The sequence below is a fragment of the Shinella sp. 1A1 genome (assembly GCF_055379515.1).
The window spans coordinates 3,215,523-3,239,188 of the sequence record NZ_AP039671.1 but is presented as its reverse complement, the minus strand read 5'-3'; the positions used below and the strand labels follow the sequence as shown (position 1 = coordinate 3,239,188).

General features: G+C 63.9%; 18 protein-coding genes. 13 read left to right on the top strand and 5 right to left on the bottom strand.

The features are described from left to right. The first annotated feature begins 120 nt into the window (after positions 1-120). The 6 genes from rho to ACZ48C_RS15735 all read left to right on the top strand — a co-directional run bounded on the left by rho (position 121) and on the right by ACZ48C_RS15735 (position 7,149). Positions 121-1,386: a transcription termination factor Rho gene (gene rho / locus ACZ48C_RS15760; RefSeq protein ID WP_119257944.1), complete on the top strand. Its 1,266-nt coding sequence runs from the start codon at positions 121-123 to the stop codon at positions 1,384-1,386. A gap of 126 nt (positions 1,387-1,512) precedes the next feature. Next, positions 1,513-2,838 carry a tRNA uridine-5-carboxymethylaminomethyl(34) synthesis GTPase MnmE gene (gene mnmE / locus ACZ48C_RS15755; protein WP_464781678.1) on the top strand — a complete coding sequence of 442 codons (1,326 nt, stop codon included), beginning with the start codon at positions 1,513-1,515 and terminating at the stop codon, positions 2,836-2,838. A gap of 67 nt (positions 2,839-2,905) precedes the next feature. Beyond that, positions 2,906-4,795 carry a tRNA uridine-5-carboxymethylaminomethyl(34) synthesis enzyme MnmG gene (gene mnmG, locus ACZ48C_RS15750; protein ID WP_464781677.1) on the top strand — a complete coding sequence of 630 codons (1,890 nt, stop codon included), beginning with the start codon at positions 2,906-2,908 and terminating at the stop codon, positions 4,793-4,795. Continuing rightward, entirely contained in the window at positions 4,792-5,427 is a 636-nt protein-coding gene (gene rsmG, locus ACZ48C_RS15745) for a 16S rRNA (guanine(527)-N(7))-methyltransferase RsmG (RefSeq protein ID WP_464781676.1), read from the top strand. The genes mnmG and rsmG overlap by 4 nt, the downstream gene beginning before the upstream one ends. A gap of 12 nt (positions 5,428-5,439) precedes the next feature. Further along, positions 5,440-6,234, top strand: a complete 795-nt coding sequence (locus tag ACZ48C_RS15740; RefSeq protein ID WP_119257940.1) for a ParA family protein — start codon at positions 5,440-5,442, stop codon at positions 6,232-6,234. Between the two features lie 24 nt (positions 6,235-6,258). Continuing rightward, a complete protein-coding gene (locus ACZ48C_RS15735; RefSeq protein WP_318910354.1) occupies positions 6,259-7,149 on the top strand; it encodes a ParB/RepB/Spo0J family partition protein in 891 nt (296 codons plus the stop codon). Positions 7,150-7,164: 15 nt separating this feature from the next. Here ACZ48C_RS15735 and holA read toward each other — a convergent pair whose 3' ends face one another. From holA to leuS, 3 genes are read right to left on the bottom strand one after another with little or no spacing between them, the layout of a single operon-like run. Then, positions 7,165-8,199: a DNA polymerase III subunit delta gene (holA, locus tag ACZ48C_RS15730; protein ID WP_464781675.1), complete on the bottom strand. Its 1,035-nt coding sequence runs from the start codon at positions 8,197-8,199 to the stop codon at positions 7,165-7,167. Positions 8,200-8,206: 7 nt separating this feature from the next. Continuing rightward, positions 8,207-8,731: an LPS assembly lipoprotein LptE gene (gene lptE, locus ACZ48C_RS15725; protein ID WP_464781674.1), complete on the bottom strand. Its 525-nt coding sequence runs from the start codon at positions 8,729-8,731 to the stop codon at positions 8,207-8,209. Continuing rightward, positions 8,718-11,348: a leucine--tRNA ligase gene (gene leuS / locus ACZ48C_RS15720; protein WP_464781673.1), complete on the bottom strand. Its 2,631-nt coding sequence runs from the start codon at positions 11,346-11,348 to the stop codon at positions 8,718-8,720. The genes lptE and leuS overlap by 14 nt, the downstream gene beginning before the upstream one ends. A gap of 174 nt (positions 11,349-11,522) precedes the next feature. On the opposite strand from leuS, the gene ACZ48C_RS15715 reads away from it, so the two are divergent. Further along, the gene (locus ACZ48C_RS15715; RefSeq protein ID WP_318910347.1) at positions 11,523-12,182 is read left to right on the top strand and encodes a YggS family pyridoxal phosphate-dependent enzyme; all 660 of its coding nucleotides are present in this window, start codon (positions 11,523-11,525) and stop codon (positions 12,180-12,182) included. Positions 12,183-12,314: 132 nt separating this feature from the next. Next, on the top strand, positions 12,315-14,219 hold the full coding sequence (locus ACZ48C_RS15710; RefSeq protein WP_464781672.1) for a propionyl-CoA synthetase: 1,905 nt from the start codon (positions 12,315-12,317) through the stop codon (positions 14,217-14,219). A gap of 72 nt (positions 14,220-14,291) precedes the next feature. Here ACZ48C_RS15710 and ACZ48C_RS15705 read toward each other — a convergent pair whose 3' ends face one another. After that, positions 14,292-14,993: a DUF1013 domain-containing protein gene (locus ACZ48C_RS15705; RefSeq protein WP_119257935.1), complete on the bottom strand. Its 702-nt coding sequence runs from the start codon at positions 14,991-14,993 to the stop codon at positions 14,292-14,294. Positions 14,994-15,223: 230 nt separating this feature from the next. On the opposite strand from ACZ48C_RS15705, the gene acs reads away from it, so the two are divergent. Then, a complete protein-coding gene (gene acs / locus ACZ48C_RS15700; RefSeq protein WP_119257934.1) occupies positions 15,224-17,179 on the top strand; it encodes an acetate--CoA ligase in 1,956 nt (651 codons plus the stop codon). Between the two features lie 198 nt (positions 17,180-17,377). Here acs and ACZ48C_RS15695 read toward each other — a convergent pair whose 3' ends face one another. Continuing rightward, on the bottom strand, positions 17,378-17,575 hold the full coding sequence (locus tag ACZ48C_RS15695; RefSeq protein WP_464781671.1) for a DUF1674 domain-containing protein: 198 nt from the start codon (positions 17,573-17,575) through the stop codon (positions 17,378-17,380). A gap of 157 nt (positions 17,576-17,732) precedes the next feature. Between ACZ48C_RS15695 and htpX the strand changes: the two genes are divergently transcribed. The 4 genes from htpX (at position 17,733) to purH (ending at position 23,618) form a co-directional block, all read left to right on the top strand. After that, positions 17,733-18,698, top strand: a complete 966-nt coding sequence (htpX, locus tag ACZ48C_RS15690; protein WP_119257933.1) for a zinc metalloprotease HtpX — start codon at positions 17,733-17,735, stop codon at positions 18,696-18,698. Next, positions 18,695-20,101, top strand: a complete 1,407-nt coding sequence (locus tag ACZ48C_RS15685; RefSeq protein WP_464781670.1) for an RsmB/NOP family class I SAM-dependent RNA methyltransferase — start codon at positions 18,695-18,697, stop codon at positions 20,099-20,101. The genes htpX and ACZ48C_RS15685 overlap by 4 nt, the downstream gene beginning before the upstream one ends. A 95-nt stretch (positions 20,102-20,196) precedes the next feature. Next, positions 20,197-21,879, top strand: a complete 1,683-nt coding sequence (locus ACZ48C_RS15680; protein ID WP_464781669.1) for a heparinase II/III family protein — start codon at positions 20,197-20,199, stop codon at positions 21,877-21,879. Between the two features lie 128 nt (positions 21,880-22,007). Continuing rightward, on the top strand, positions 22,008-23,618 hold the full coding sequence (purH, locus tag ACZ48C_RS15675; RefSeq protein ID WP_464781668.1) for a bifunctional phosphoribosylaminoimidazolecarboxamide formyltransferase/IMP cyclohydrolase: 1,611 nt from the start codon (positions 22,008-22,010) through the stop codon (positions 23,616-23,618). The last annotated feature ends 48 nt before the right edge of the window (positions 23,619-23,666 follow it).

Sequence of the window (23,666 nt, the reverse complement as noted above, 5' to 3'; positions counted from 1 at the left end):
CCGCGCATCTCATCTTTCGTGGCATGTGTATTCGTTCAGTGAGCTGCACCAGACCCCGCGCAGTTCGTCCCTGACCCGCACGCCTTTTCCCATCCCGATGACCTGCAGCATGGACCATTCATGGCCGAAATGAAGCTACAAGACCTCAAGAACAAGACTCCGACCGACCTCCTCGCCTTTGCCGAATCACTCGAGGTCGAGAACGCGAGCACGATGCGCAAGCAGGAGCTCATGTTTGCCATCCTCAAGATGCTGGCCTCTCAGGACGTCGAGATCATCGGCGAAGGCGTCGTGGAAGTGCTGCAGGACGGCTTCGGCTTCCTGCGCTCGGCGAACGCCAACTACCTGCCCGGCCCGGACGATATCTACATCTCGCCCTCGCAGATCCGCCGCTTCTCGCTGAAGACCGGCGATACCGTCGAAGGCCCGATCCGCGGCCCCAAGGAAGGCGAGCGCTATTTCGCCCTCCTCAAGGTCAACACGATCAATTTCGACGATCCGGAAAAGATCCGCCACAAGGTCCATTTCGACAACCTGACGCCGCTCTATCCCAACGAGCGCTTCAAGATGGAACTCGAAATCCCGACCTCGAAGGACCTTTCGCCCCGCGTCATCGACCTGGTGGCGCCGCTCGGCAAGGGCCAGCGCGCCCTGATCGTCGCGCCGCCGCGCACGGGTAAGACGGTTCTCCTGCAGAACATCGCCCATTCGATCACCGCGAACCATCCGGAATGTTATCTCATCGTCCTGCTGATCGACGAGCGTCCGGAAGAAGTGACGGACATGCAGCGGTCGGTGAAGGGCGAAGTGGTTTCCTCGACCTTCGACGAGCCGGCGACGCGCCACGTCCAGGTCGCTGAAATGGTCATCGAGAAGGCCAAGCGCCTCGTCGAGCATGGCCGCGACGTGGTCATCCTGCTCGATTCCATCACCCGCCTCGGCCGCGCCTACAACACGGTCGTTCCGTCTTCGGGCAAGGTCCTGACCGGTGGTGTCGACGCCAACGCGCTGCAGCGCCCGAAGCGCTTCTTCGGCGCCGCCCGCAACATCGAGGAAGGCGGCTCGCTGACGATCATCGCGACCGCGCTCATCGATACCGGCAGCCGCATGGACGAAGTGATCTTCGAAGAGTTCAAGGGCACCGGCAACTCGGAAATCGTGCTCGACCGCAAGGTCGCCGACAAGCGCATCTTCCCGGCGATGGACATCCTCAAGTCTGGTACGCGCAAGGAGGACCTCCTCGTGCCGCGCCAGGACCTGCAGAAGATCTTCGTCCTGCGCCGTATCCTTGCCCCGATGGGAACGACCGATGCGATCGAGTTCCTGATCGACAAGCTGAAGCAGACCAAGAACAACGGCGATTTCTTCGATTCGATGAACACCTGATCGAGGCTCGCCTTGGCAAAGAAAGCCATGGTCCCGTCGCAAGACGGGGCCATTTTCGTTTCAAGACCCAGAATCGATTCTTATCCGTAACGAACCTCTTCGATTCGCATCCGGAATGTTCATGCCATGCGCGTTGCAGATACGATCTTTGCGCTTTCCAGCGGCGGATTGCCTTCCGGCGTCGCGATCATCCGTATAAGCGGCCCGGAAACGCGCAACGCTGTCACGAATCTGTGCGGTCGCGTTCCATCCCCTCGCCGCGCCTCCCTGCTTTCGATTCGAAATCGCAACGGTGAGAAACTGGATGACGGAATCATTCTCTTTTTTCCCGGTCCGAACTCCTTCACCGGCGAAGACTGCGCCGAGCTGCAGATTCATGGCGGCCGTGCCACTGTAAAGGCCGTGCTGACTTCTCTGGGCGAACTTCAGGGATTGCGCGGCGCGGAGGCGGGCGAGTTTTCCAGGCGAGCCTTCGAGAATGGACGAATGGACCTGGTCGAGGTGGAGGGATTGGCCGACCTGATCGCAGCCGAGACCGAGATGCAGCGCCGCCTCGCCGCCGAACACGCATCTGGCGGTCTCTCCCGACTTTACGATTCGTGGGCGAAACGGTTGACGCATGCGCGGGCGATGATCGAAGCGGAGCTCGATTTTGCCGATGAGGAGGATGTGCCGGGCTCTGTCGCATCGTCGATCTGGGCGGATATGCGGATTTTGGAGAAAGAGATTATTAACCATCTGGGCTCTGCTCGCGCCGGCGAAATCGTGCGCGACGGCCTCAAGGTGGTCATTGCCGGTCCGCCGAATGCCGGCAAATCGAGCCTGCTGAACCATCTGGCCAAGCGCGACGTCGCTATCGTTACAGACATTCCCGGTACGACCCGTGACATTCTGCATGTCGATCTCGATCTTTCCGGCTTTGCCGTTCGGCTTTATGATACGGCCGGCCTGCGCGAGACCGAGGATATCGTCGAGCGGGAAGGAATCCGACGGACACGTCTTTCCATGGAAGAGGCGCATCTCGTCCTCCTGCTTTCGGATATGCCGACGAGCGATTGGGCGAGCTGGCTTGGTACCTATCGCGGCCCGGTCATTCGCGTTCACACGAAGGCGGACAAGACAACAGTGACTTGGCCCGACGGCGTTGTGGATGCTACGATCTCTGTTCAGACCGGGGCGGGCATGTCAGAATTACTGGATGCGATCAGTGGATATCTCCCCGATCTCGAAGCGGGATCTTCCTTGGCGCTTCCGACCCGCCGGCGGCATCTGGAGAATTTGCAGGCGGCTTGCGCCGAGATTGCATCGGCGCTTTCGATGATGGATACGGATCTGGATATTCAAGCCGAGTACTTGCGATTGGCGGGCCGGGCGCTGGGAAGGGTGACAGGCCGCGTCGATGTCGAAGATTTGCTTGACGTGATCTTCTCGGAATTCTGCATAGGCAAATGATTCACGTGAAACAATGCAACGTGTGCGAGTCGCGTGGTTTGTTTCACGTGAAACAGGTAGGTGGTATATGAAAGAGACCAGCAATTACGACGTCGTCGTTGTCGGTGGCGGTCATGCCGGCGTCGAGGCTGCTTCCGCCTCGGCTCGTCTGGGAGCAAAAACCGCCTTGGTGACGCACAAGGCGTCGACCATTGGGGTCATGTCCTGCAATCCCGCAATCGGAGGCCTGGGTAAAGGTCATCTGGTTCGCGAAGTCGATGCGCTGGACGGGCTCATGGGCCGCGTTGCGGATCGCGCTGGTATCCAGTTTCGCCTCTTGAACCGGCGAAAGGGTCCGGCTGTGCGCGGACCGCGAACACAGGCCGACCGAAAGCTCTATCGCGAGGCGATGCAGACCGAGATCGCGGCTACTTCCAATCTCGATGTCATTGAGGGCGATGCCTTCGATCTCGATTTGGTGAATGGCCAGGTGTCGGCTGTGATCATGAAGGATGGGCGCCGTCTGACGTGCCGTTCGGTCGTTATTACGACCGGTACGTTCCTTAGGGGTCTCATTCATATCGGAAACGAAAAGATTCCGGCAGGTCGTGTTGGCGAAGATCCCTCCCTGGGTCTTTCGGCCACCTTCGAACGTTTGGGTCTCGCGCTCGGGCGCCTGAAGACCGGTACGCCAGCCCGCCTGGACGGCCGCACGATTGATTGGAATTCTATCGGGCGCCAGGCAGCAGATGAGGATCCCGTACCCTTTTCCTTCATGACGGATCGTATCACGACCCCGCAGATCGACTGCGGGGTAACACGGACGACGCCGGCAACGCACCGGATCATCGAAGAGAATATCGGCAAATCCGCCATGTATTCCGGCCAGATTGAAGGTGTCGGCCCCCGCTATTGCCCGTCGATCGAGGACAAGATCGTCAAGTTCGGCGAGCGTGACGGGCACCAGATCTTTCTGGAGCCGGAAGGGCTGGATGACGATACGGTCTATCCCAACGGCATTTCGACCTCGCTTCCCGCGGATGTGCAGGATGCCTTCATCCGGACCATTCCCGGTCTTGAGCGCGTGACTATTCTTCAGCCGGGATATGCGATCGAATACGACCATGTCGACCCTCGCGAATTGTCGGCGACCCTGGAAGTGAAGCGGCAGCCGGGCCTTTTCCTGGCGGGACAGATCAACGGCACGACGGGCTACGAGGAGGCCGCGGCGCAAGGTCTCGTCGCCGGCCTCAATGCGGCGCGTCGCGCTGCTGGTGCCGAGGGCCACATCTTCAGCCGAACCGACAGCTATATCGGCGTGATGATCGATGACCTCACGTCGCGGGGCGTGACCGAACCTTACCGGATGTTCACGTCGCGCGCGGAATATCGTCTTTCCCTCAGGGCGGACAATGCGGATGTTCGTCTTACACCCCTTGGCATCGATCTCGGTCTTGTACAGGCCGCACGTGAGGAAAGGTTCGCTACGTGGTCGGCCGAGATGGATGCGGCGCGGGATCGTCTCCGTAACCTCCGACTTTCGCCCAACGAGGCTGCTTCTCACAGCATCCGCATCAATCAGGACGGCGTGCGCCGCAGCGCCTATGATCTGCTGGCCTATCCAGATATCGACTACGCGCGCCTCGCGGTTGTGTGGCCTGAGGAGCTGAACGCTTTTTCCGCGCGTGTTCGGGACGCTATCGAGATCGAGGCCGGCTATGCCGTTTATATGAACCGGCAGGAGACGGATATTGCTGAGGCACGGCGCGAGGAAGAGCGACGGATTCCTGATCACTTCGATTTCAGCGCCTTGCCCGGACTTTCCATAGAGCTGCGGCAGAAGCTGACCGCGGCACGTCCGGCGAATCTGGCACAGGCGGCGCGGGTCGACGGCATGACACCGGCGGCTTTGACGCTGTTGCTTGCCTATCTCAAGCGTCTTCCCGCCGAAGCAATGAACCGGACTACAAACGCATGAATACCCTGCCTCGCGAATTGAGTGGCCTGAATGTTTCACGTGAAACTGTGGACAGGCTGCACAGCTTTGTTGCGCTTTTCAAGAAATGGGCAAAGGCCATTAATCTGGTGGCGCCGTCTACCCTGTCCGAGACGTGGAACCGGCATATCATCGACAGTGTACAAATCTATGCCCTCTCTCCCGGGCCGCGCCAGTGGGTCGATCTCGGCAGCGGTGGCGGCTTTCCCGGTATCGTCACGGGCATTCTGCTTGCGGGTGAAGGCGATGGATGGGTTCATCTCGTCGAAAGCAACAACAAGAAGGCTGCATTTTTGAGGACCGCCATTCTTGAAACCGGTGCGCGGGCATCCGTTCATGCGATCCGAATCGAGGAAGCGCCGGCGGTTATCGAGCGTTGCGATGCCATCTCGGCCCGTGCCCTGGCGGATCTCGATCTGCTGATGGAATTCGGTTTTCCCTGGGCGGAGCGCAATCCGGATCTGCGGTTCTTCCTGCACAAAGGGCGGGATTATCAGCGGGAGATTGATAAAGCGCTTGGTCGGTGGAGATTCGATCTGGTAAAACACGCCAGTATCGTCGAGCCGGATTCGGTCGTGCTCGAACTTTCGAAGCTTTTGCGCAAACCTCAGTGATTGGCGACGTCCATGATAGGCGAGAAGAACCGGATCATCACCATCGCGAACCAGAAGGGGGGTGTCGGCAAGACGACGACTGCCATCAATCTGGCGACCGCGCTTGCCGCAATTGGCGAGCGGGTGCTCATCGTCGATCTCGATCCGCAGGGAAATGCCAGCACGGGGCTCGGAATCGATCGTCGCAGCCGCGAATTGTCGTCCTATGACCTGCTGATCGGCAGCCATAGCGTGGCTGACACCGTTCTCCAAACGGCAGTGCCGAACCTTTCGATCATTCCCTCGACCATGGATCTGCTCGGCATCGAAATGGAGATTGCCCAGCATAATGACCGTGTCTTCCGCCTTAAGCGGGCGCTGGCGGCGGCCGATGCGCTGTCTTACTCTTACGTGCTCGTCGATTGCCCGCCGTCCTTCAATCTCCTGACGATGAACGCGCTGGCGGCGGCTCATTCGGTGCTCGTGCCGCTGCAATGCGAGTTCTTCGCGCTGGAAGGCCTCAGCCAGTTGCTGGAGACCGTCGACCAGGTCCGCCGGACGGTCAATCCGCGCCTCGATATCCAGGGCATCGTTCTGACCATGTTCGACTCGCGCAACAATCTGGCGCAGCAGGTGGTCAACGACGTCCGTACCCATCTCGGCGAGAAGGTCTATCACACGCTCATTCCGCGCAATGTTCGCGTTTCCGAGGCACCTTCCTACGGCAAGCCGGCGATCCTCTACGATCTCAAATGCGCCGGAAGCCAGGCCTATCTTCAGCTCGCCTCCGAGGTGATCCAGCGGGAAAGGCAGCGCAAGGCTGCCTGAAACCAGTATCTGTGAGTGGAATCGATGAACGAAGACAACTCCAAGCGGCGCCTTGGCCGCGGCCTTGCAGCCCTGATCGGTGAAATGGACCAGCTTCCCGCCGCCGATATCGGCGCGGCGCCGGCGGTCAATCCCGATCGGCTGGTTCCCATCGAGTTCGTCGGCCGTAACCCGCGCAATCCGCGTCGCTATTTCGACGAATCGGAGCTTCAGGACCTCGCTTCGTCGATCCGCCAGCACGGCATCGTCCAGCCGGTCGTGGTACGTACCACGGCGGACAGCCGCTATGAGATCATTGCCGGCGAGCGCCGCTGGCGCGCGGCGCAGCTCGCCGGGTTGATCGAAATTCCGGTGATCATTCGTGACGTCGACGACCGCACGGCGCTGGAAATCGCCATCGTGGAGAACGTGCAGCGTTCGGACCTCAATCCGCTTGAAGAAGCGATGGGTTACGAGCTGCTGATCGCCGATCACGGCTATACGCAGAACGATCTCGGTGAGATCATCGGCAAGAGCCGCAGCCATGTGGCAAACAGCCTGCGCCTGTTGAAGCTGCCGGATCCGGTGCGTGAAATGCTGGCATCGGGCACGCTTTCGGCCGGCCATGCGCGCGCGTTGATTCCGACTTCCGATCCGGTTGCGCTTGCCAAGGCGGTTGTTGCCAAGGGCATGTCGGTTCGCGATGCGGAGCGGTTGGCGCAGAACGACATCAAGTCGCAAGGCGATCCGAACCATGGGCAGACGCCGCGGAAGGAAGAGAAGGATGCCGATACGCTTGCGCTGGAGCGCACGTTGACAGACGTCCTGGGCCTTGAAGTGAGCGTGAACCACAAGGGCAATGGCGGGCATCTGCGCATTGCTTACAAGACGCTGGAGCAGCTTGAGGAAATCTGCCGGCTTCTCGAGCGGCGCTGATTTATTTAGCCGGATTCATCGGCGCGCCGATTGCAGCACGGTTGCCAGCATGGTCTGCATGGCGATCGTATCTTCCAGCGCCGGGCGCTGGCGGCTTTGCAGGATGGCGGCCTGGAGGCGCTGGGTTTCCCGGCGAATGGCCGGCCCCGTCCAGCTTTTCAGGGCATTTTCCACGATCGGCTTGCGGCGGAAATGCAGGTGGCGGCCGAGCGTCGCCATGGCTTGGGCGGCGGGAGTGCGTTTTTCATCCATTTCGGCGCGCATCAGTTCCAGAAGCTGGAACTGGCGAAGGCATCCCTGCAGGACGAGGAAGACCGGCGTCTTCGACGAGACGATCTTCTGTATCGCATGCATGAAGCTCTCGCGGTCGCCCTTGAGGATCGCGTCGACCGCATCGTCCGTGGAGATCGCACTGGCATCGCCGACGATTTCCTCCACGTCCTGTTCCTCCACCAGCGCCTTGCCGCGGCAATAGAGGGCGAGCTTGCGCAGTTCGTTGCGGGAAGCCAGCCGGTCGCCGCCGATGGTCTCGACGAGGCGCTCGCGCGCCGTGGGCGAGATTCGCAGGCCCTCGGCGGCGAGCTCCTGGTCGATCAAGGCCTGTAGGGCACGTCCGTCATCGGCATAGCAGGCGATGGCGACGGCCTGCGACGAGGATTCTGCGGCCTTGCGGAGCGCGGCGCCTTTCTTCAGATCGCCGGCCTCGATGATGAGCGTGGAGGGGCCGGGGGGCATTCGAGCGAGGATATCGAGCCCATCGGAAATGCCCTTTTCGCTGCCGGCATTGCGGATCCACACAAGCCGGTCGCCGCCGAAAAGGCCGATGGCATTCATCTCGTCGACGAGACGGCCCGGCTGGTTGCCGACTTCGCCGGCATCCAGCTTCACGATGGAGAAGGCATCGTCGAGATCGACACCGCTCGCGGCGGCGAGCGCCGCCGCCCGTTCCGAAACGAGGCCGCGATCCGGTCCGTAAACCAGAAAGAGCCGTACGGGCAGAGGCTTGCGTTTCACGAAAGCGTCGAACTCGTGCGACTTGACTTCAGCCATTAGCGTTTCAGCGGCGGGCGAGCGCCGAGGCGACGTCCGCTCGGATCAGTTCGGCGAGTTCGCGGGCGCTGCGATTTTCCGCATCGCGGATGGCGCGCAGCTTGGCGAATTCCTGGGTGGGGAAATCGACCATGGCGACGGCGGAACGCTTGCCGGAAGCGAGCGTTTCCCCGGTATCGGCCCTGGTGAGGTTATAGTCCGCCGAGACGGTCACGCGTCCGGCGCGGGCCGTGTCGCGGGCGGCGTCGTTCAGGACGCCGACGGTGCGGACGTTGACGTCCATCTCGAGATGATAGACCGGATTCTGTGCTTCGCCCGCGCCACCGCCGAAGAAGAAGATCAGGTCGTTGCGGACCTGCTGCTCGACGCGGGAGGTCGCCTCGGAAATCGAGACGGAGGCGAGCTTGCCTTCCGTTCCCGCCGCGGTGGAATAGAGCGGCCGCACCTGGCAGCCAGCGAGCACGCCGGCAAGGGCCACGCTGGCAAGCACCCTGGCGAGCCGCGAAAGACCGGTTCCGTCAGACAACAACATTCACGATCCTCTGCGGTACGACGATGATCTTCTTGGGGCGCTGGCCGCCGAGCGCGGCCTGGACCGCCTCGAGCGCGAGCACGGCCTCTTCGACCGCACTCTGGTCTGCGTCGCGGGCGATTGTCAAATCCGCACGCTTCTTGCCGTTGATCTGCACCGGCAGCGTGACCTCGTTTTCCGCGACCAGTCGGTCGTCATAGACCGGCCAGGCGGTGTCGGCGACGAGGCCTTCGCCGCCGATCTCGCGCCAGCATTCTTCCGAAAGATGCGGCGTCATCGGGGCGACGATGCGGATCAGGATGCCGACGGCCTCACGCAGTGCCGCGGCAAGATCGGGCGACGCCTTGCCGGTGGCAGCGGTCGTCAGCGGCGCGGCGAGCACGTTGACGAATTCGTAGATGCGCGCCACGGCCTTGTTGAAGGCGAGCTTGTCATAGTCGCCCTGCACGGCCTTCAGCGTCTTGTGCGCGGCCTGCGAGACGGCGAGGGCTTCGCCTTGCGTGCCCGGACGGGCTTCGGCTGCCTTGAGGGCCGGAGCGGCTTCGGCGATAAGGCGCCAGACGCGCTGGACGAAGCGGTGGGCGCCTTCGACGCCGGCTTCCGACCAAATGACGTCACGGTCCGGCGGGGAGTCGGAGAGGACGAAGAAGCGGGCGGTATCGGCGCCGTAGGAGGCGATGATATCATCCGGGTCGACGACGTTCTTCTTCGACTTCGACATCTTCTCGATGGAGCCGATGGCGATTTCTTCGCCGGATTCGAGATGGGTCGCGCGGCGCTTGCCGTCGACTTCCTCGATGCGGATTTCCGCCGGCATCACCCATTCGCGCTTGCCGTCGATGGCGCGGCTATAGGTCTCGTGCACCACCATGCCCTGCGTGAAGAGGCCCTTGAAAGGCTCCTTCAGGTCGAGATGGCCGGCGACCTGCATGGCGCGGGTGAAGAAGCGCGAATAGAGCAGGTGCAGGATCGCATGCTCGATGCCGCCGATATACTGGTCGACCGGCAGCCAGGCATTGGCGGCGGCGGGGTCCGTCGGATTGTCTTCCCACGGCGCGGTGAAGCGGGCGAAGTACCACGAGGAATCGACGAAGGTGTCCATCGTATCCGTCTCGCGGCGGGCGTCCTTGCCGCAATGCGGGCAGGCGACGTGGCGCCAGGTCGGATGGCGGTCGAGCGGGTTGCCCGGCTTGTCGAAGGTGACGTCGTCGGGCAGCTTGACCGGCAGGTCGGCCTTGGGGACCGGGACCACGCCGCAGTCGTCGCAATGGATGACAGGGATCGGGCAGCCCCAGTAGCGCTGGCGCGAAATGCCCCAGTCGCGCAGGCGGAAGTTCACCTTGCGCTCGCCCACCGGCGCATTGCCGAGCGTTGCGGCGGTGAGGCGCTTTGCCACCTCCTCGAAGGCTTCCTCGGTGCCAAGGCCATCCAGGAAGCGCGAATTGATCATCACGCCGTCGCCGACATAGGCTTCGTCGGCAATGGCGAAAGTGGCGGCATCCGCTTCCTTCGGCATGACGACGGGTACGACCGGCAGGTCGTATTTGCGGGCGAAGTCGAGGTCGCGCTGGTCGCCGGAGGGGCAGCCGAAGATGGCGCCCGTGCCGTAGTCCATCAGCACGAAGTTCGCGATATAGACCGGCAGCTCCCAGGTGGGGTCGAAGGGATGGCGGACGCGGATGCCCGTGTCCATGCCCTTCTTCTCGGCGGTCTCGAGCGCGGCGAGCGACGTGCCGGCGCGGCGGCATTCCTCGCAGAAGGCCATGATCTCGGGATTCTTCGCCGAGACTTCCCTCGCCAGCGGATGATCGGCAGAGATCGCCAGGAACGAGGCGCCGAACAGCGTGTCGGGGCGGGTCGTATAGACGGTGACGTCCTTCTCGGTCGTCAGGCCGGCGGCGTCGGCGACTTCCCAGCGCACCAGCATGCCTTCCGAGCGGCCGATCCAGTTCTTTTGCATCAGCCGGACCTTTTCCGGCCACTGGTCGAGCGTTTCCAGCGAATCGAGCAGGTCCTGGCTGAAATCGGTGATGCGGAAGAACCACTGTGTCAGCTCGCGCTGCTCGACGAGCGCGCCAGAGCGCCAGCCGCGGCCATCGATGACCTGCTCGTTGGCGAGAACCGTGTGGTCGACCGGGTCCCAGTTCACCTTGGACTGCTTGCGGTAGACGAGGCCCTTTTCCAGGAAATCGAGGAAGAGGTGCTGCTGGCGGTGATAGTATTCGACGTCGCAGGTGGCGAATTCGCGCGACCAGTCGAGCGACAGGCCCATGGACTTGAGCTGCTTGCGCATCGTCGCGATGTTTTCGTAGGTCCAGCCCTTGGGGTGGACCTTGTTCTGCATGGCGGCGTTCTCGGCGGGCATGCCGAAAGCGTCCCAGCCCATCGGGTGCAGCACGTTGTAGCCGCGCGCGCGCTTGTAGCGGGCGACCACGTCGCCCATGGCGTAGTTGCGCACATGGCCCATATGGATGCGGCCCGAGGGATAGGGGAACATCTCGAGGACGTAGTACTTCTCGCGCGGGTCGTCGTTTTTGGTGAGGAAGACGTTCTCGTCGTTCCATTTTGCCTGCCAGCGGGGCTCGGCATCGCGCGGATTGTAACGTTCGGTGGCCATGTCTTTGATGTTTCCGGGAGTCTTTTGGAGGTCTTGGCGGGTGATCCGCCCATGCGAATATGGTGCCGAGACCTTCATCATGAAACCGCCGGAGCGTCAAGTTTTCCGGGCCGCGCTTGGCAAGCGGCGCCGATTTCGCTAGGTCCGGGGCGTCATAGCCGATGGAGAGTGACCATGGACCTTCAGGATCGTCTCGAAGATGTTCGCAGCCGGATGGGCAAGGCCGCAAGCGAAGCGGGCCGCAAGCCGGAAGCGGTGACGCTGGTGGCCGTGTCGAAGACCTTCGACGCCGAGGCCATCCGCCCGGCGATCGCGGCGGGCCAGCGCGTCTTCGGCGAGAACCGCGTGCAGGAAGCGCAGGGCAAGTGGCCGGAACTTCGCGCCGAGACCGCCGGCATCGAGCTGCACCTGATCGGCCCGCTGCAATCCAACAAGACGGCGGAGGCCGTGGCGCTTTTCGACGTCATCGAGACGGTCGACCGGGAGAAGATCGCCCGCGCGATCGCCGAGGAGATGAAGCGGCAGGGCCGGGCGCTGCGGCTCTATGTCCAGGTCAATACGGGGCTCGAACCGCAGAAGGCCGGCATCGCGCCGGACGATACGGTCGCTTTCGTCGCCTTCTGCCGCGAGGAGCTCGGCCTCACCGTCGAGGGCCTGATGTGCATTCCGCCGGCCGACGAGAATCCGGGTCCACATTTCGCCCTGCTCGCCAAGCTCGCCGGCCGATGCAATCTCGATAAGCTTTCCATGGGCATGTCCGGCGACTACGAGGTCGCCATCGGTTTCGGTGCGACCAGCGTGCGTGTCGGCTCGGCGATTTTTGGCACGCGCTGATCCCTCCTTTTGACGAAGGGCAAGGCCGGGGCTTGCCGCCTCAGGCTTTCGTCTGGCTTTGCGGAAAGGCCGCCCTCTCCTATTCTTCCCTCCGGAGGAACCGGCCGCCCGGCGGCCGGCAAGGAGGATGCGATGCAGAAGACCTATGCCGAGATCTATCGTGCCTGGCAGGACGATCCCGAGGCCCATTGGGCCGCGCTCGCCCGGGCCATCGACTGGTTCACCGAGCCGACGGAAATCTTCGATGCCGCGCAGGGTGTCTACGGCCACTGGTTTCCCGATGCGGTGGGCAATACCTGTCACAATTGCGTGGACCGGCACGTGGCCGCCGGACGTGGCGACCAGCCGGCGCTGATCTATGACAGCCCCGTCACCGGCCGGAAGGCGCGCTACAGCTACGGCGAGCTGCTCACCCATGTGAATGCCATGGCGGCGGTGCTCGCCGATCAGGACGTCGTCAAGGGCGACCGCGTCATCCTCTATATGCCGATGATCCCCGAGGCGATTTTCGCCATGCTCGCCTGCGCGCGCATCGGGGCGATCCATTCGGTGGTCTTCGGCGGCTTCGCGGCGAGCGAGCTTGCCGCGCGCATCGACGATTGCGCGGCGAAGCTGATCGTTTCGGCAAGCTGCGGCATCGAGCCGAACCGGGTGGTCGCCTACAAGCCGCTGCTCGACGCGGCCATCGACCTTGCCCGGCACAAGCCAGAGCGCTGCCTCGTGTTGCAGCGGCCGGAACTGGCAGCCGAACTGAGGGACGGCCGGGATGTGGACCTCGGCCCGGCGCTGGCGGCGGCCGAGGGGCGAACGGTGCCCTGCGCTCCGCTCAAGGCGACCGATCCGCTCTATATCCTCTATACGTCCGGCACGACCGGCCAGCCGAAGGGTGTCATTCGCGACAATGGCGGCCACATGGTCGCCCTCGCCTGGTCGATGCGCGCGCTCTACGGGGTCGAGCCCGGCGAGGTCTACTGGGCAGCTTCCGATATCGGCTGGGTCGTCGGGCATTCCTACATCGTCTATGCGCCGCTTCTGAACGGCAGCACGACGGTGCTCTACGAGGGCAAGCCGGTCGGCACGCCGGATGCCGGCGCCTTCTGGCGGGTCGTCGAGGACTATCGGGTATCGGTGCTTTTCACCGCGCCGACCGCCTTCCGGGCGATCCGCAAGGAGGATCCGGACGGCGCGCTCGTGAAGCGCCATGATCTCTCCAGCCTGCGGGCGCTGTTCCTTGCCGGCGAGCGGGCCGATCCGGATACGGTGCAATGGGCCGAAAAGGTGCTGGGCGTTCCCGTCATCGATCACTGGTGGCAGACGGAAACGGGCTGGGCCATCGTCGGCAATCCGCTCGGCCTCGGCCGGCTTCCCGTGAAGCACGGCTCGCCCACCGTGCCCATGCCGGGCTACGAGCTGCATGTGCTGGACGATGCCGGCCATCCGGTGCCGCCCGGCACGCTCGGCAATATCGCCATCAGGCTTCCCCTCCCCCCGGGCTGCCTGCCGACCTTCTGGAAGGCCGACGAGCGTTTTCGCGCGGCGTGCCTTTCGGAATTCCCCGGCTACTACAAGACGGCGGATGCCGGCTATGTCGACGACGGAGGCTATGTCTTCGTGATGGCGCGCACGGACGACATCATCAATGTCGCCGGCCATCGCCTGTCGACGGGGGCGATGGAGGAGGTCTGTGCCAGCCATCCGGACGTCGCCGAATGCGCCGTCATCGGCGTCGCGGATGCGGTGAAGGGCCAGGTGCCGGCGGGTTTCCTTGTTCTGAAGAGCGGTGTTTCACGTGAATCATCGCTGGTCGAAGCGGAGGTCATGCGCCTCGTGCGCGAACGCATCGGGCCGGTCGCGGCCTTCAAGACGGCGATCTGCGTGAAACGCCTGCCGAAGACGCGCTCGGGCAAGATCCTGCGCGGCACCATGCAGAGGATCGCCGACGGCGAGGAATGGAAGATGCCGGCGACGATCGACGATCCGGCCATCCTCGACGAGATAGCGGCAGCGCTGACGGGCCGAAGCCCGAACCCGGCCTGATCGTTCTATCGAGGCAACAAAAAACCCGGCTGCTAAGCAGCCGGGTTCCGATAATCCCAAGGCGGGTCTCGCTCAGAAGTTGTCGTCTTCGTCCTCGTCCGGCGTGGACGACTTCAGCGACTTGAGCTTGGCGAAGACGGCATCGGCGTCGATTTCCTTCTCCTCTTCACGGTCGGTGCTGTAGGGCAGTTTTTCGGTTTCCTGCGCCGATTCCAGCGTCGCGCCGAGTTCGGCGGCGGTCGGCAGCGGGCGGCCCTTGGAGGCGCGCTCGACTTCGAGGTCGAGGTCGATCTGCGAGCAGAGGCCGAGCGTCACCGGGTCCATCGGTGCCAGGTTCGCGGAGTTCCAGTGGGTGCGTTCGCGGATCTGCTCGATCGTCGACTTGGTGGTGCCGACGAGACGCGAGATCTGCGCATCCTTCAGTTCGGGATGGTTGCGCACGAGCCAGAGAATGGCGTTCGGGCGGTCCTGGCGCTTGGAGACCGGTGTGTAGCGCGGGCCCTTGCGCTTGGATTCCGGCACGCGGACCTTCGGTTCGGAAAGCTTCAGCTTGTGGTTCGGATTGGCTTCCGCGCGGGCGATCTCCTCGCGGGAGAGCTGGCCGGTCGAGATCGGGTCGAGACCCTTGATGCCCTGGGCCGATTCGCCGTCGGCGATGGCCTTCACTTCGAGCGGATGCAGTTTGCAGAATGTGGCGATCTGGTCGAACGACAGCGCTGTGTTGTCGACCAGCCAGACCGCGGTCGCCTTCGGCATGAGCAGCTGTTGAGCCATGGATATAGTCCTTCTGTCCGTCCGCGCCGGTGTCGCGGGCCGTGGGGTGTAACCACTATTTTCCGGGAATTCGGCCCTCTATAACGCCACTGTCGCAGAAATGCAATTCTTCAAGCGCAAATGACCTTTTGTCTAATTGCCCGAAGGCGTTGACCTGTTATGTATGGTCAAGGAGTGGCGGGGGCCGGAGGAGACTGGTTTCCCGCGCATCGCAGTCTAGGGAGGAATCCATGTCCGAAAAGACCTACCCGGTCCTGAAATCCGCAAAAAGCCGCGCGCTGATCGACAACGAAACCTATCAGAAATGGTACCGCGAGAGCGTCGATAACCCGGAGCGCTTCTGGGACAAGCACGGCATGCGCATCGACTGGTTCAAGCCCTATACCAAGGTGAAGAACACGTCCTTCACCGGCAAGGTGCCGATCAAGTGGTTCGAGGACGGCATCACCAACGTCTCCTACAATTGCATCGACCGGCATCTCAAGGCGCATGGCGACGACGTCGCCATCATCTGGGAAGGCGACAACCCGTATATCGACAAGAAGATCACCTATAACGAGCTCTACGAGCACGTTTGCCGCATGGCGAACGTGATGAAGAAGCACGGCGTGAAGAAGGGTGACCGCGTCACCATCTACATGCCGATGATCCCGGAAGCGGCCTATGCCATGCTCGCCTGCGCGCGCATCGGTGCCGTGCATTCCGTCGTCTTCGGCGGCTTCTCGCCGGATGCGCTGGCCGGCCGTATCGTCGACTGCGAATCGACCTTCGTCGTCACCTGCGACGAGGGCGTGCGCGGCGGCAAGCCGATCCCGCTCAAGGAAAACACCGACACGGCCATCGACATCGCGGCCAAGCAGCATGTCATCGTCAACAAGGTGCTCGTCGTGCGCCGCACCGGCGGCAAGACGGGCTGGGCGCCCGGCCGCGACCTCTGGTACCATCAGGAAGTGCTGACGGTGCCGCGCGATTGTCCGCCGGCCAGGATGAAGGCGGAAGATCCGCTCTTCATCCTCTACACGTCCGGCTCCACCGGCAAGCCGAAGGGTGTCCTGCACACCACGGCCGGCTATCTCGTCTATGCCTCGATGACGCACAAATACGTCTTCGACTATCAGGATGGCGATGTCTATTGGTGCACGGCGGATGTCGGCTGGGTCACGGGCCATTCCTACATCGTCTACGGGCCGCTCGCCAACCGCGCGACCACGCTGATGTTCGAAGGCGTGCCGAACTTCCCCGATGCCGGCCGCTTCTGGGAAGTGATCGACAAGCACAAGGTCAATATCTTCTATACCGCCCCGACGGCGATCCGTGCGCTGATGGGCGCCGGCGACGACTTCGTGAAGCGCTCGGAGCGCTCCTCGCTCCGCCTGCTCGGCTCGGTCGGCGAGCCGATCAACCCCGAAGCGTGGGAGTGGTATTACCACGTGGTCGGCGAGGATCGTTGCCCGATCGTCGACACCTGGTGGCAGACGGAGACCGGCGGCATCCTGATCACCCCGCTGCCGGGCGCGACGGACCTCAAGCCGGGTTCGGCGACGCGGCCCTTCTTCGGCATCAAGCCCGAGCTCGTCGATAACGAGGGCAATGTGCTGGAGGGCGCTGCCGACGGCAATCTCTGCATCACCGACAGCTGGCCGGGCCAGATGCGCACGGTCTATGGCGACCACAAGCGCTTCATCGAGACCTACTTCTCCACCTACAAGGGCAAGTATTTCACCGGCGACGGCTGCCGGCGCGACGAGGACGGCTATTACTGGATCACCGGCCGCGTCGATGACGTGCTCAACATTTCCGGCCACCGCCTCGGCACGGCGGAAATCGAATCGGCCCTCGTCTCCCACCATCTCGTCTCGGAAGCCGCCGTCGTCGGCTATCCGCACAATCTCAAGGGACAGGGCATCTATTGCTACGTCTCGCTGATGGCTGGCGAAGAAGGCACCGATGCGCTGCGTCAGGATCTCGTCAAGCATGTGCGCAAGGAGATCGGCCCCATCGCGACGCCGGACAAGATCCAGTTCGCGCCCGGCCTGCCGAAGACCCGCTCCGGCAAGATCATGCGCCGCATCCTGCGCAAGATCGCCGAGGACGATTTTGGCGCGCTTGGGGATACATCGACGCTGGCCGATCCGGCGGTCGTGGACGACCTGATCGCCAACCGGCAGAACAAGGCCGCCGGCTGATTCAGGCTGCAATATAAAGCGAAACGGCGGCCGATGGCCGCCGTTTTCGTTTGAGGGTTGTTGCAGGAAACCCCGCTTCCGTCATCCTCGGGCTCGACCCGAGGGATCGACGTTCTTGCCGTCTCGATGGATGGCCGGGTCAAGCCCGGCCATGTCGATCAGGAGAAATCCACTCGTTCGTGAGCCGGATTCCCGCCCTTAGAAATCGATCGCCCGGCCCTTGATCTCCCAGTCGCCGAAGCGCGCGGGGTCCTCGCCGCCGCGTCCGCCGATCTCCGGCGCGCGTTCGACCGGCAGGGTTGCCTTGCGCCGTTCCTCGGCTTCCTTCAGGGCGCGGAGGGCCGCGGGAGGAAGCACCTTCCGGCCGTCGGTTTGATTGTCGTTGTCGTTCTGCATGAAACGCGGCATCCTTCCCGGATATTGAAGAATTCCCTTTGGCTTACCATCATATAGGAGCGTGCCTGCGCTGTGGAAAGCGCTGATTCACGTGAAACATGCCCTTGACAGGAAGGGCCTCGAACGCGGGCGCCAGCCCGAAGGGAGCCGGAAACGCATGAACCTCGTTCGCACAGCCATGCTGCTCGCCGTGATGACGGCGCTTTTCATGGGCGTGGGCCTGTTGATCGGCGGCAAGAGCGGCATGATGATCGCGCTCGTCGTCGCGATCGCCATGAACTTCTTCTCCTACTGGAATTCCGACCGGATGGTGCTGTCCATGTATGGCGCCAAGGAGGTCGACGAGCGTTCGGCGCCGGAATATTACGGCATCGTGCGGGATCTCGCCAAACGCGCCGGCCTTCCCATGCCGCGCGTCTTCGTCATCAATAGCGACCAGCCGAATGCCTTTGCCACCGGGCGCAACCCGCAGAACGCCGCCGTCGCCGCGTCGACCGGCCTGCTCCATGCACTGAGCTACGAGGAGGTGGCGGGCGTGATGGCGCATGAACTCGCCCATGTGCAGAACCGCGACACGCTGACCATGACGCTGACGGCGACGATCGCCGGCGCGATCTCCATGCTGGCCAACTTCGCCATGTTCTTCGGCGGCGGGCACAATCGCGAGAACAACAATCCGCTCGGCTTCATCGGCGTGCTGATCGCCATGATCGTCGCGCCCTTCGCCGCCATGCTGGTGCAGATGGCGATCAGCCGCACGCGTGAATATTCCGCCGACAGGCGCGGCGCGGAGATCTGCGGCAACCCGCTCTGGCTGGCCTCGGCGCTGAAGAAGATCGCGATTGCCGCCGGCCGCATTCCCAACGAAGCGGCCGAGCACAATCCGGCGACCGCGCATATGTTCATCATCAATCCGCTCTCGGGCGAGCGCATGGACAGCCTGTTTTCGACCCATCCCGACACCGAGAACCGCATCGCGGCGCTTCAGGAAATGGCTCGCGGCATGCAGGCGCGCTCGACGGAACCGGTCCGGGCTGATAATCCCGTACGCAAATCGCGCTCCGTACCGACGACTGGCTGGGGACGCGGTGGTTCCGAACCGCCCAAAGGTCCCTGGTCTTGAACGACGATAGACGAAAAAACAAAGCTCATCCGAAACGACACGACGGCAAGGGCCGGACGCCCGCCGATGCTGCCGCGGCCGCCCCGGAAAAGCCGGGCCTGCGCGCCCGGCAGGCCGCGGCCAAGATCCTTGCTGCCGTCATCGATCGCCGCACGCCGCTCGACGGCATGCTCGATCTGGAGAACGGCAATATCGCCTATCGCCAGCTCGGCGATGCCGACCGGGCGCTGGTGCGCGCCATCCTCAACACGGCGCTGCGCCACCTTCCCCGCATCGAGGCGATCCTCGACACGCTGGTCGGCACGCCCCTGCCGGAAGGCGCGCGGGCGCTGCACCATGTCCTGACGGTCGCCGCCGCGCAGATCCTCTATCTCGACGTGCCGGACCATTCCGCGGTCGACCTTGCCGTCGAGCAGGCGCAGCTCGATCCGCGCAACCGCCGCTTCGCCAGCCTCACCAATGCGGTGCTGCGCCGGCTTTCCCGCGAAAAGGCCTCGCATCTGACGGCCACTCGCGCGGTTTCCGTCATTCCCGCCTGGTTCCACGAGCGGCTTGTCACCGTCTACGGCAAGGAGCACGCCGCGCGCATCGGCGAAGCGCTGCTGGAGCCTTCGGCCATCGACCTGACGGTGAAATCCGATCCGGAAGGCTGGGCGGCGAAGCTCGGCGGCCGCGTGCTGCCGACCGGCTCCGTGCGCCTTCCCGCCGCGTCCGGCGCAATCCCGGCCCTTGAAGGCTTCGAGGCGGGGCAATGGTGGGTGCAGGATGCGGCGGCGAGCCTGCCGGCAAAGCTCTTCCACGATCTTGCCGGAAAGCGCGTCGCCGATCTGTGCGCCGCGCCGGGCGGCAAGACGGCGCAGCTTGCTCTTGCCGGTGCCGAGGTGACGGCGCTCGACCAGTCGGGCAACCGCCTGAAGCGGCTCATCGGCAATCTCGAACGGCTCGACCTGTCGGTCGAGGCCGTCGAGGAGAACATGGCGGACTACCGGCCCGAAGAGCTTTTCGACGCCGTCCTCCTCGATGCGCCCTGCTCCTCCACCGGCACGATCCGCCGCCATCCAGACGTTCTCTGGACCAAGGGACCGGAGGATATCGACAAGCTCGCCCGCCTGCAGGAGCGTCTGCTGCGCCACGCGCTGACGCTGGTCAGGCCCGGCGGCGAACTGGTCTTTTCCAATTGCTCGCTCGATCCGGGCGAGGGCGAGGACATGGTGGCGCGCGTGCTGGCCGACAATCCCGACTGGCGAATCGAACCCGTCGAGCCCGCCGACTGGCCGGGCCTCGAATCCGCGGTTTCACCGCGCGGCGAATTCCGCACCACGCCGGCTATGCTGCCGGCGACCGATAGCCATGCCGGCGGGGTGGATGGCTTTTACGCCGTCCTCCTGCGCAGGAACAATTGAGGCCCGTCATCGTCATCAACAGTCCATCAGCGGTCGATGAATTGACGCCGCTCTCCTCCTCGGCCTACCTATAGGTGAGGAGGCATTCGTTAACCATGCAGCTTTCCGACCGGCAGCGGCTTTCCTATCTGTATATGCGTGAGGGTTGGCGCCGCTTCTCGCGGAGGCTTGCGCTTGGCCGGATCAGCGCCATGCGGTTTTCCGGCAGCGCGCCGGACCGGCTGATCGTCGCGCCGACGGACCTCCACCCGGCCGATTCCTTTGCCGGCGAAGAAATCACCGCCGGGCGCTTTCCGCTCGCCGGCCGTGTTCTCGAATGCGATGGCGAATCGCCCTTCGCGCTGGAGCTTCCCTCCGAGGAATTCGCCAACCGGCTGCATTCCTTCGGCTGGCTCCGGCACATGCGGCTGGTCGATCCGGAAAAGGCGGCGCTGACGACGCGCTTCATCGTCGGCGACTGGCTGCAGAGCCATGGGCGGGTCATCGGCGGGCTCGCCTGGCGGCCCGATGTGACGGCGCAGCGCATCATCGCCTGGCTTTCCCATTCCCCGGTGGTGCTGAAGGATGCCGATTATCCCTTCTACCGCCGCTTCCTGAAGAGCCTCGCCTTCCAGGTGCGCTACCTGCGCCATGTTGCCGATACGACGCGGGACGGCGAGCCGCGGCTGCGCGTGCGGATCGCGCTCGCCATGGCTTCCATTGCCATGCCGACCTCCGCGTCCAAGATGCGCAAGGCCGCCCGAAACCTCGATGAGGAGCTGGACCGGCAGATCCTACCCGACGGCGGGCATTGCTCGCGCAATCCGCGGGCGGCGCTCGACCTGCTGCTCGACCTGCTGCCGCTGCGCCAGACCTATGTCAATCTCGGCCACGACATGCCCTCGCAGCTGATTCCCTGCATCGACCGCATCTTTCCGGCGCTGCGCTTCTTCCGCCACCAGGGCGGCGAACTCGCCCTCTTCAACGGAGCGACCTATACGCTGGCGAACGAGCTGATGTCGGTGCTGCGCTACGACGAGACCGGCGGCGCGCCCTTCAAGGCCCTCCCCTCGATCAATTACGATCGGCTGGCGGTGAAGGAGACGGTGGTGCTGATGGATACCGGCGTTCCGAAATCCGTCGATCTTTCCGCGACGGCGGCGGCCGGCACGCTTTCCATCGAGATGTCGTCCGGCCGGAACCGCTTCATCGTCAATTCCGGGCGGCCGCGCTTTGCCGGCGATGCCATGCGCCAGATGGCGCGGATGACGGCCGCCCATTCCGTGGCGACGCTGAACGACACGTCCTCCTCGCGCATCTCCTCCTCCCGCTTCCTCGGGCCGATCATCATCGGCGGCGTCGGCAAGGTCGAGGTGTCGCGCAGCGAGCGGGAGTCGGGCGCCGATGGCATCACGGCGAGCCATGACGGCTATCTCAAGCGCTTCAGCCTTCTCTACGAGCGCGACATCTTCGTCGCCGCCTCCGGCAACGAGATCCGCGGGCGAGAGCGCTTCTTCAAGGCGGGGCATCCAGGCGTGTCGGTAGAGCGGGGCGTGGCGGTCGTGCGCTTCCATATCCATCCGTCCATCCAGCTCTACAATGCCTCGGAAAACGAGACGCGGCTCGTGGCGCCGGATGGCGAGGCCTGGGCGCTGACCTGCCTCGACGTCGCGGTGGAGGAAGAGGACGACGTCTTCTTCGCCGATCCTTCCGGCGTGCGCGCATCCCGCCAGCTCACCCTCACCATGCCGCTCGCCGAGGTGCCCGAGGTTCAGTGGTCACTCGTCCGCCGGCGGTAGCGCCGGCCTTCGAAAGCTGCGGCATCGGCGGTTTTCCGCCCTTTCGCGGTTTTCTCGGGACGGCGCCTGTGTTAACGGGGCGCATGACCATCCGGCCCTCCTCCCGGGCCGTCAGAACGGAGCGTCCCATGGCCGTCATTTCCAAGAAAATCCCCGCCCCCGATCGCGTCGCCGTCCGCACGGCGCTGCTGTCCGTGTCCGACAAGACCGGCATCGTGGAGCTCGCCCGGGCGCTTGCCGGAAAAGGCGTGCGGCTGCTTTCGACCGGTGGCACGCACAAGGCGCTGTCCGACGCCGGCCTTGCGGTGACGGACGTCTCGGAGGTCACCGGCTTTCCAGAAATCATGGACGGCCGCGTCAAGACGCTGCATCCTTCGGTGCATGGCGGCCTGCTCGCCATCCGCGACGATGCGGAGCATGTCGAGGCGATGAAGGCGCATGGCATCGGTGCGATCGACCTTGCCGTCATCAATCTCTATCCGTTCGAGGACGTGCGCGCCAAGGGCGGCGACTATCCGACCACGGTCGAGAACATCGATATCGGCGGTCCGGCGATGATCCGCGCCTCGGCCAAGAACTACGCCTATGTGACCATCCTCACGGACCCTGCCGATTACTCCGCCCTGCTCGAAGAGCTTGCCGACGGCTCGACCACCTATGCCTTCCGCCAGCGCATGGCCGCAAAGGCCTATGCCCGCACGGCCGCCTATGACGCGGCGATCTCCAACTGGTTCGCCGAGGCGCTCGACATCTCCATGCCGCGCCACCGCGTCCTCGGCGGCGTCCTCAAGGAAGAAATGCGCTACGGTGAGAACCCGCACCAGAAGGCGGGCTTCTACGTCACCGGCGAGAACCGCCCCGGCGTCGCGACGGCGACGCTGCTGCAGGGCAAGCAGCTTTCCTACAACAATATCAACGACACGGACGCCGCCTTCGAGCTGGTCGCCGAGTTCCTGCCGGAGAACGGCCCGGCCTGCGCGATCATCAAGCATGCCAATCCCTGCGGCGTCGCCACCGGCAAGACGCTGAAGGAGGCCTATGCACGGGCGCTCGCCTGCGACCCGGTCTCGGCCTTCGGCGGCATCATCGCGCTCAACTCGACGCTCGACGGCGAGACGGCGGAGGAGATCGTCAAGCTCTTCACCGAGGTCATCATCGCGCCGGATGCGGATGAGACGGCGCGCGCCATTATCGCCGGCAAGCCGAACCTGCGCCTCCTGGTGACGGGCGCCCTGCCCGATCCGCGCGTTCCGGGTCTTTCCGCCAAGACCGTTTCGGGCGGCCTCCTCGTCCAGAGCCGCGACAACGGCATGGTCGAGGATCTGGAACTGAAGGTCGTCACCAGGCGTGCGCCGACCGCGCAGGAACTGGAAGACATGAAGTTCGCCTTCAAGGTCGCCAAGCATGTGAAGTCGAATGCCGTGGTCTATGCCAAGGACGGCCAGACGGCGGGCATCGGCGCCGGCCAGATGAGCCGCGTCGATTCCGCCCGCATCGCCGGCCTCAAGGCCGAGGAAGCCGCGAAGGCCATGGGTCTTGCCGAGCCGCTGACGCGTGGTTCTGCGGTCGCCTCCGAGGCGTTCCTTCCCTTCGCCGACGGCCTGCTCTCGGCCATCGCCGCCGGGGCGACGGCGGTGATCCAGCCGGGCGGCTCGATGCGCGATGCGGAGGTCATTGCTGCGGCCGATGAGGCGGGCGTCGCGATGGTCTTCACCGGCATGCGGCATTTCCGGCACTGAGCCGGATTCCCAAAAGGGTCCAAGCAGATCGACGCCCCGTTCGCGGGG

What these genes read in the sequence shown, in the direction of transcription:
- rho (WP_119257944.1), top strand. Translation starts at nt 121, where the DNA reads ATGGCCGAAATGAAGCTACAAGACCTCAAGAACAAGACTCCGACCGAC.
- mnmE (WP_464781678.1), top strand. Translation starts at nt 1,513, where the DNA reads ATGCGCGTTGCAGATACGATCTTTGCGCTTTCCAGCGGCGGATTGCCT.
- mnmG (WP_464781677.1), top strand. Translation starts at nt 2,906, where the DNA reads ATGAAAGAGACCAGCAATTACGACGTCGTCGTTGTCGGTGGCGGTCAT.
- rsmG (WP_464781676.1), top strand. Translation starts at nt 4,792, where the DNA reads ATGAATACCCTGCCTCGCGAATTGAGTGGCCTGAATGTTTCACGTGAA.
- ACZ48C_RS15740 (WP_119257940.1), top strand. Translation starts at nt 5,440, where the DNA reads ATGATAGGCGAGAAGAACCGGATCATCACCATCGCGAACCAGAAGGGG.
- ACZ48C_RS15735 (WP_318910354.1), top strand. Translation starts at nt 6,259, where the DNA reads ATGAACGAAGACAACTCCAAGCGGCGCCTTGGCCGCGGCCTTGCAGCC.
- holA (WP_464781675.1), bottom strand. Translation starts at nt 8,199, where the DNA reads ATGGCTGAAGTCAAGTCGCACGAGTTCGACGCTTTCGTGAAACGCAAG.
- lptE (WP_464781674.1), bottom strand. Translation starts at nt 8,731, where the DNA reads ATGTTGTTGTCTGACGGAACCGGTCTTTCGCGGCTCGCCAGGGTGCTT.
- leuS (WP_464781673.1), bottom strand. Translation starts at nt 11,348, where the DNA reads ATGGCCACCGAACGTTACAATCCGCGCGATGCCGAGCCCCGCTGGCAG.
- ACZ48C_RS15715 (WP_318910347.1), top strand. Translation starts at nt 11,523, where the DNA reads ATGGACCTTCAGGATCGTCTCGAAGATGTTCGCAGCCGGATGGGCAAG.
- ACZ48C_RS15710 (WP_464781672.1), top strand. Translation starts at nt 12,315, where the DNA reads ATGCAGAAGACCTATGCCGAGATCTATCGTGCCTGGCAGGACGATCCC.
- ACZ48C_RS15705 (WP_119257935.1), bottom strand. Translation starts at nt 14,993, where the DNA reads ATGGCTCAACAGCTGCTCATGCCGAAGGCGACCGCGGTCTGGCTGGTC.
- acs (WP_119257934.1), top strand. Translation starts at nt 15,224, where the DNA reads ATGTCCGAAAAGACCTACCCGGTCCTGAAATCCGCAAAAAGCCGCGCG.
- ACZ48C_RS15695 (WP_464781671.1), bottom strand. Translation starts at nt 17,575, where the DNA reads ATGCAGAACGACAACGACAATCAAACCGACGGCCGGAAGGTGCTTCCT.
- htpX (WP_119257933.1), top strand. Translation starts at nt 17,733, where the DNA reads ATGAACCTCGTTCGCACAGCCATGCTGCTCGCCGTGATGACGGCGCTT.
- ACZ48C_RS15680 (WP_464781669.1), top strand. Translation starts at nt 20,197, where the DNA reads ATGCAGCTTTCCGACCGGCAGCGGCTTTCCTATCTGTATATGCGTGAG.
- purH (WP_464781668.1), top strand. Translation starts at nt 22,008, where the DNA reads ATGGCCGTCATTTCCAAGAAAATCCCCGCCCCCGATCGCGTCGCCGTC.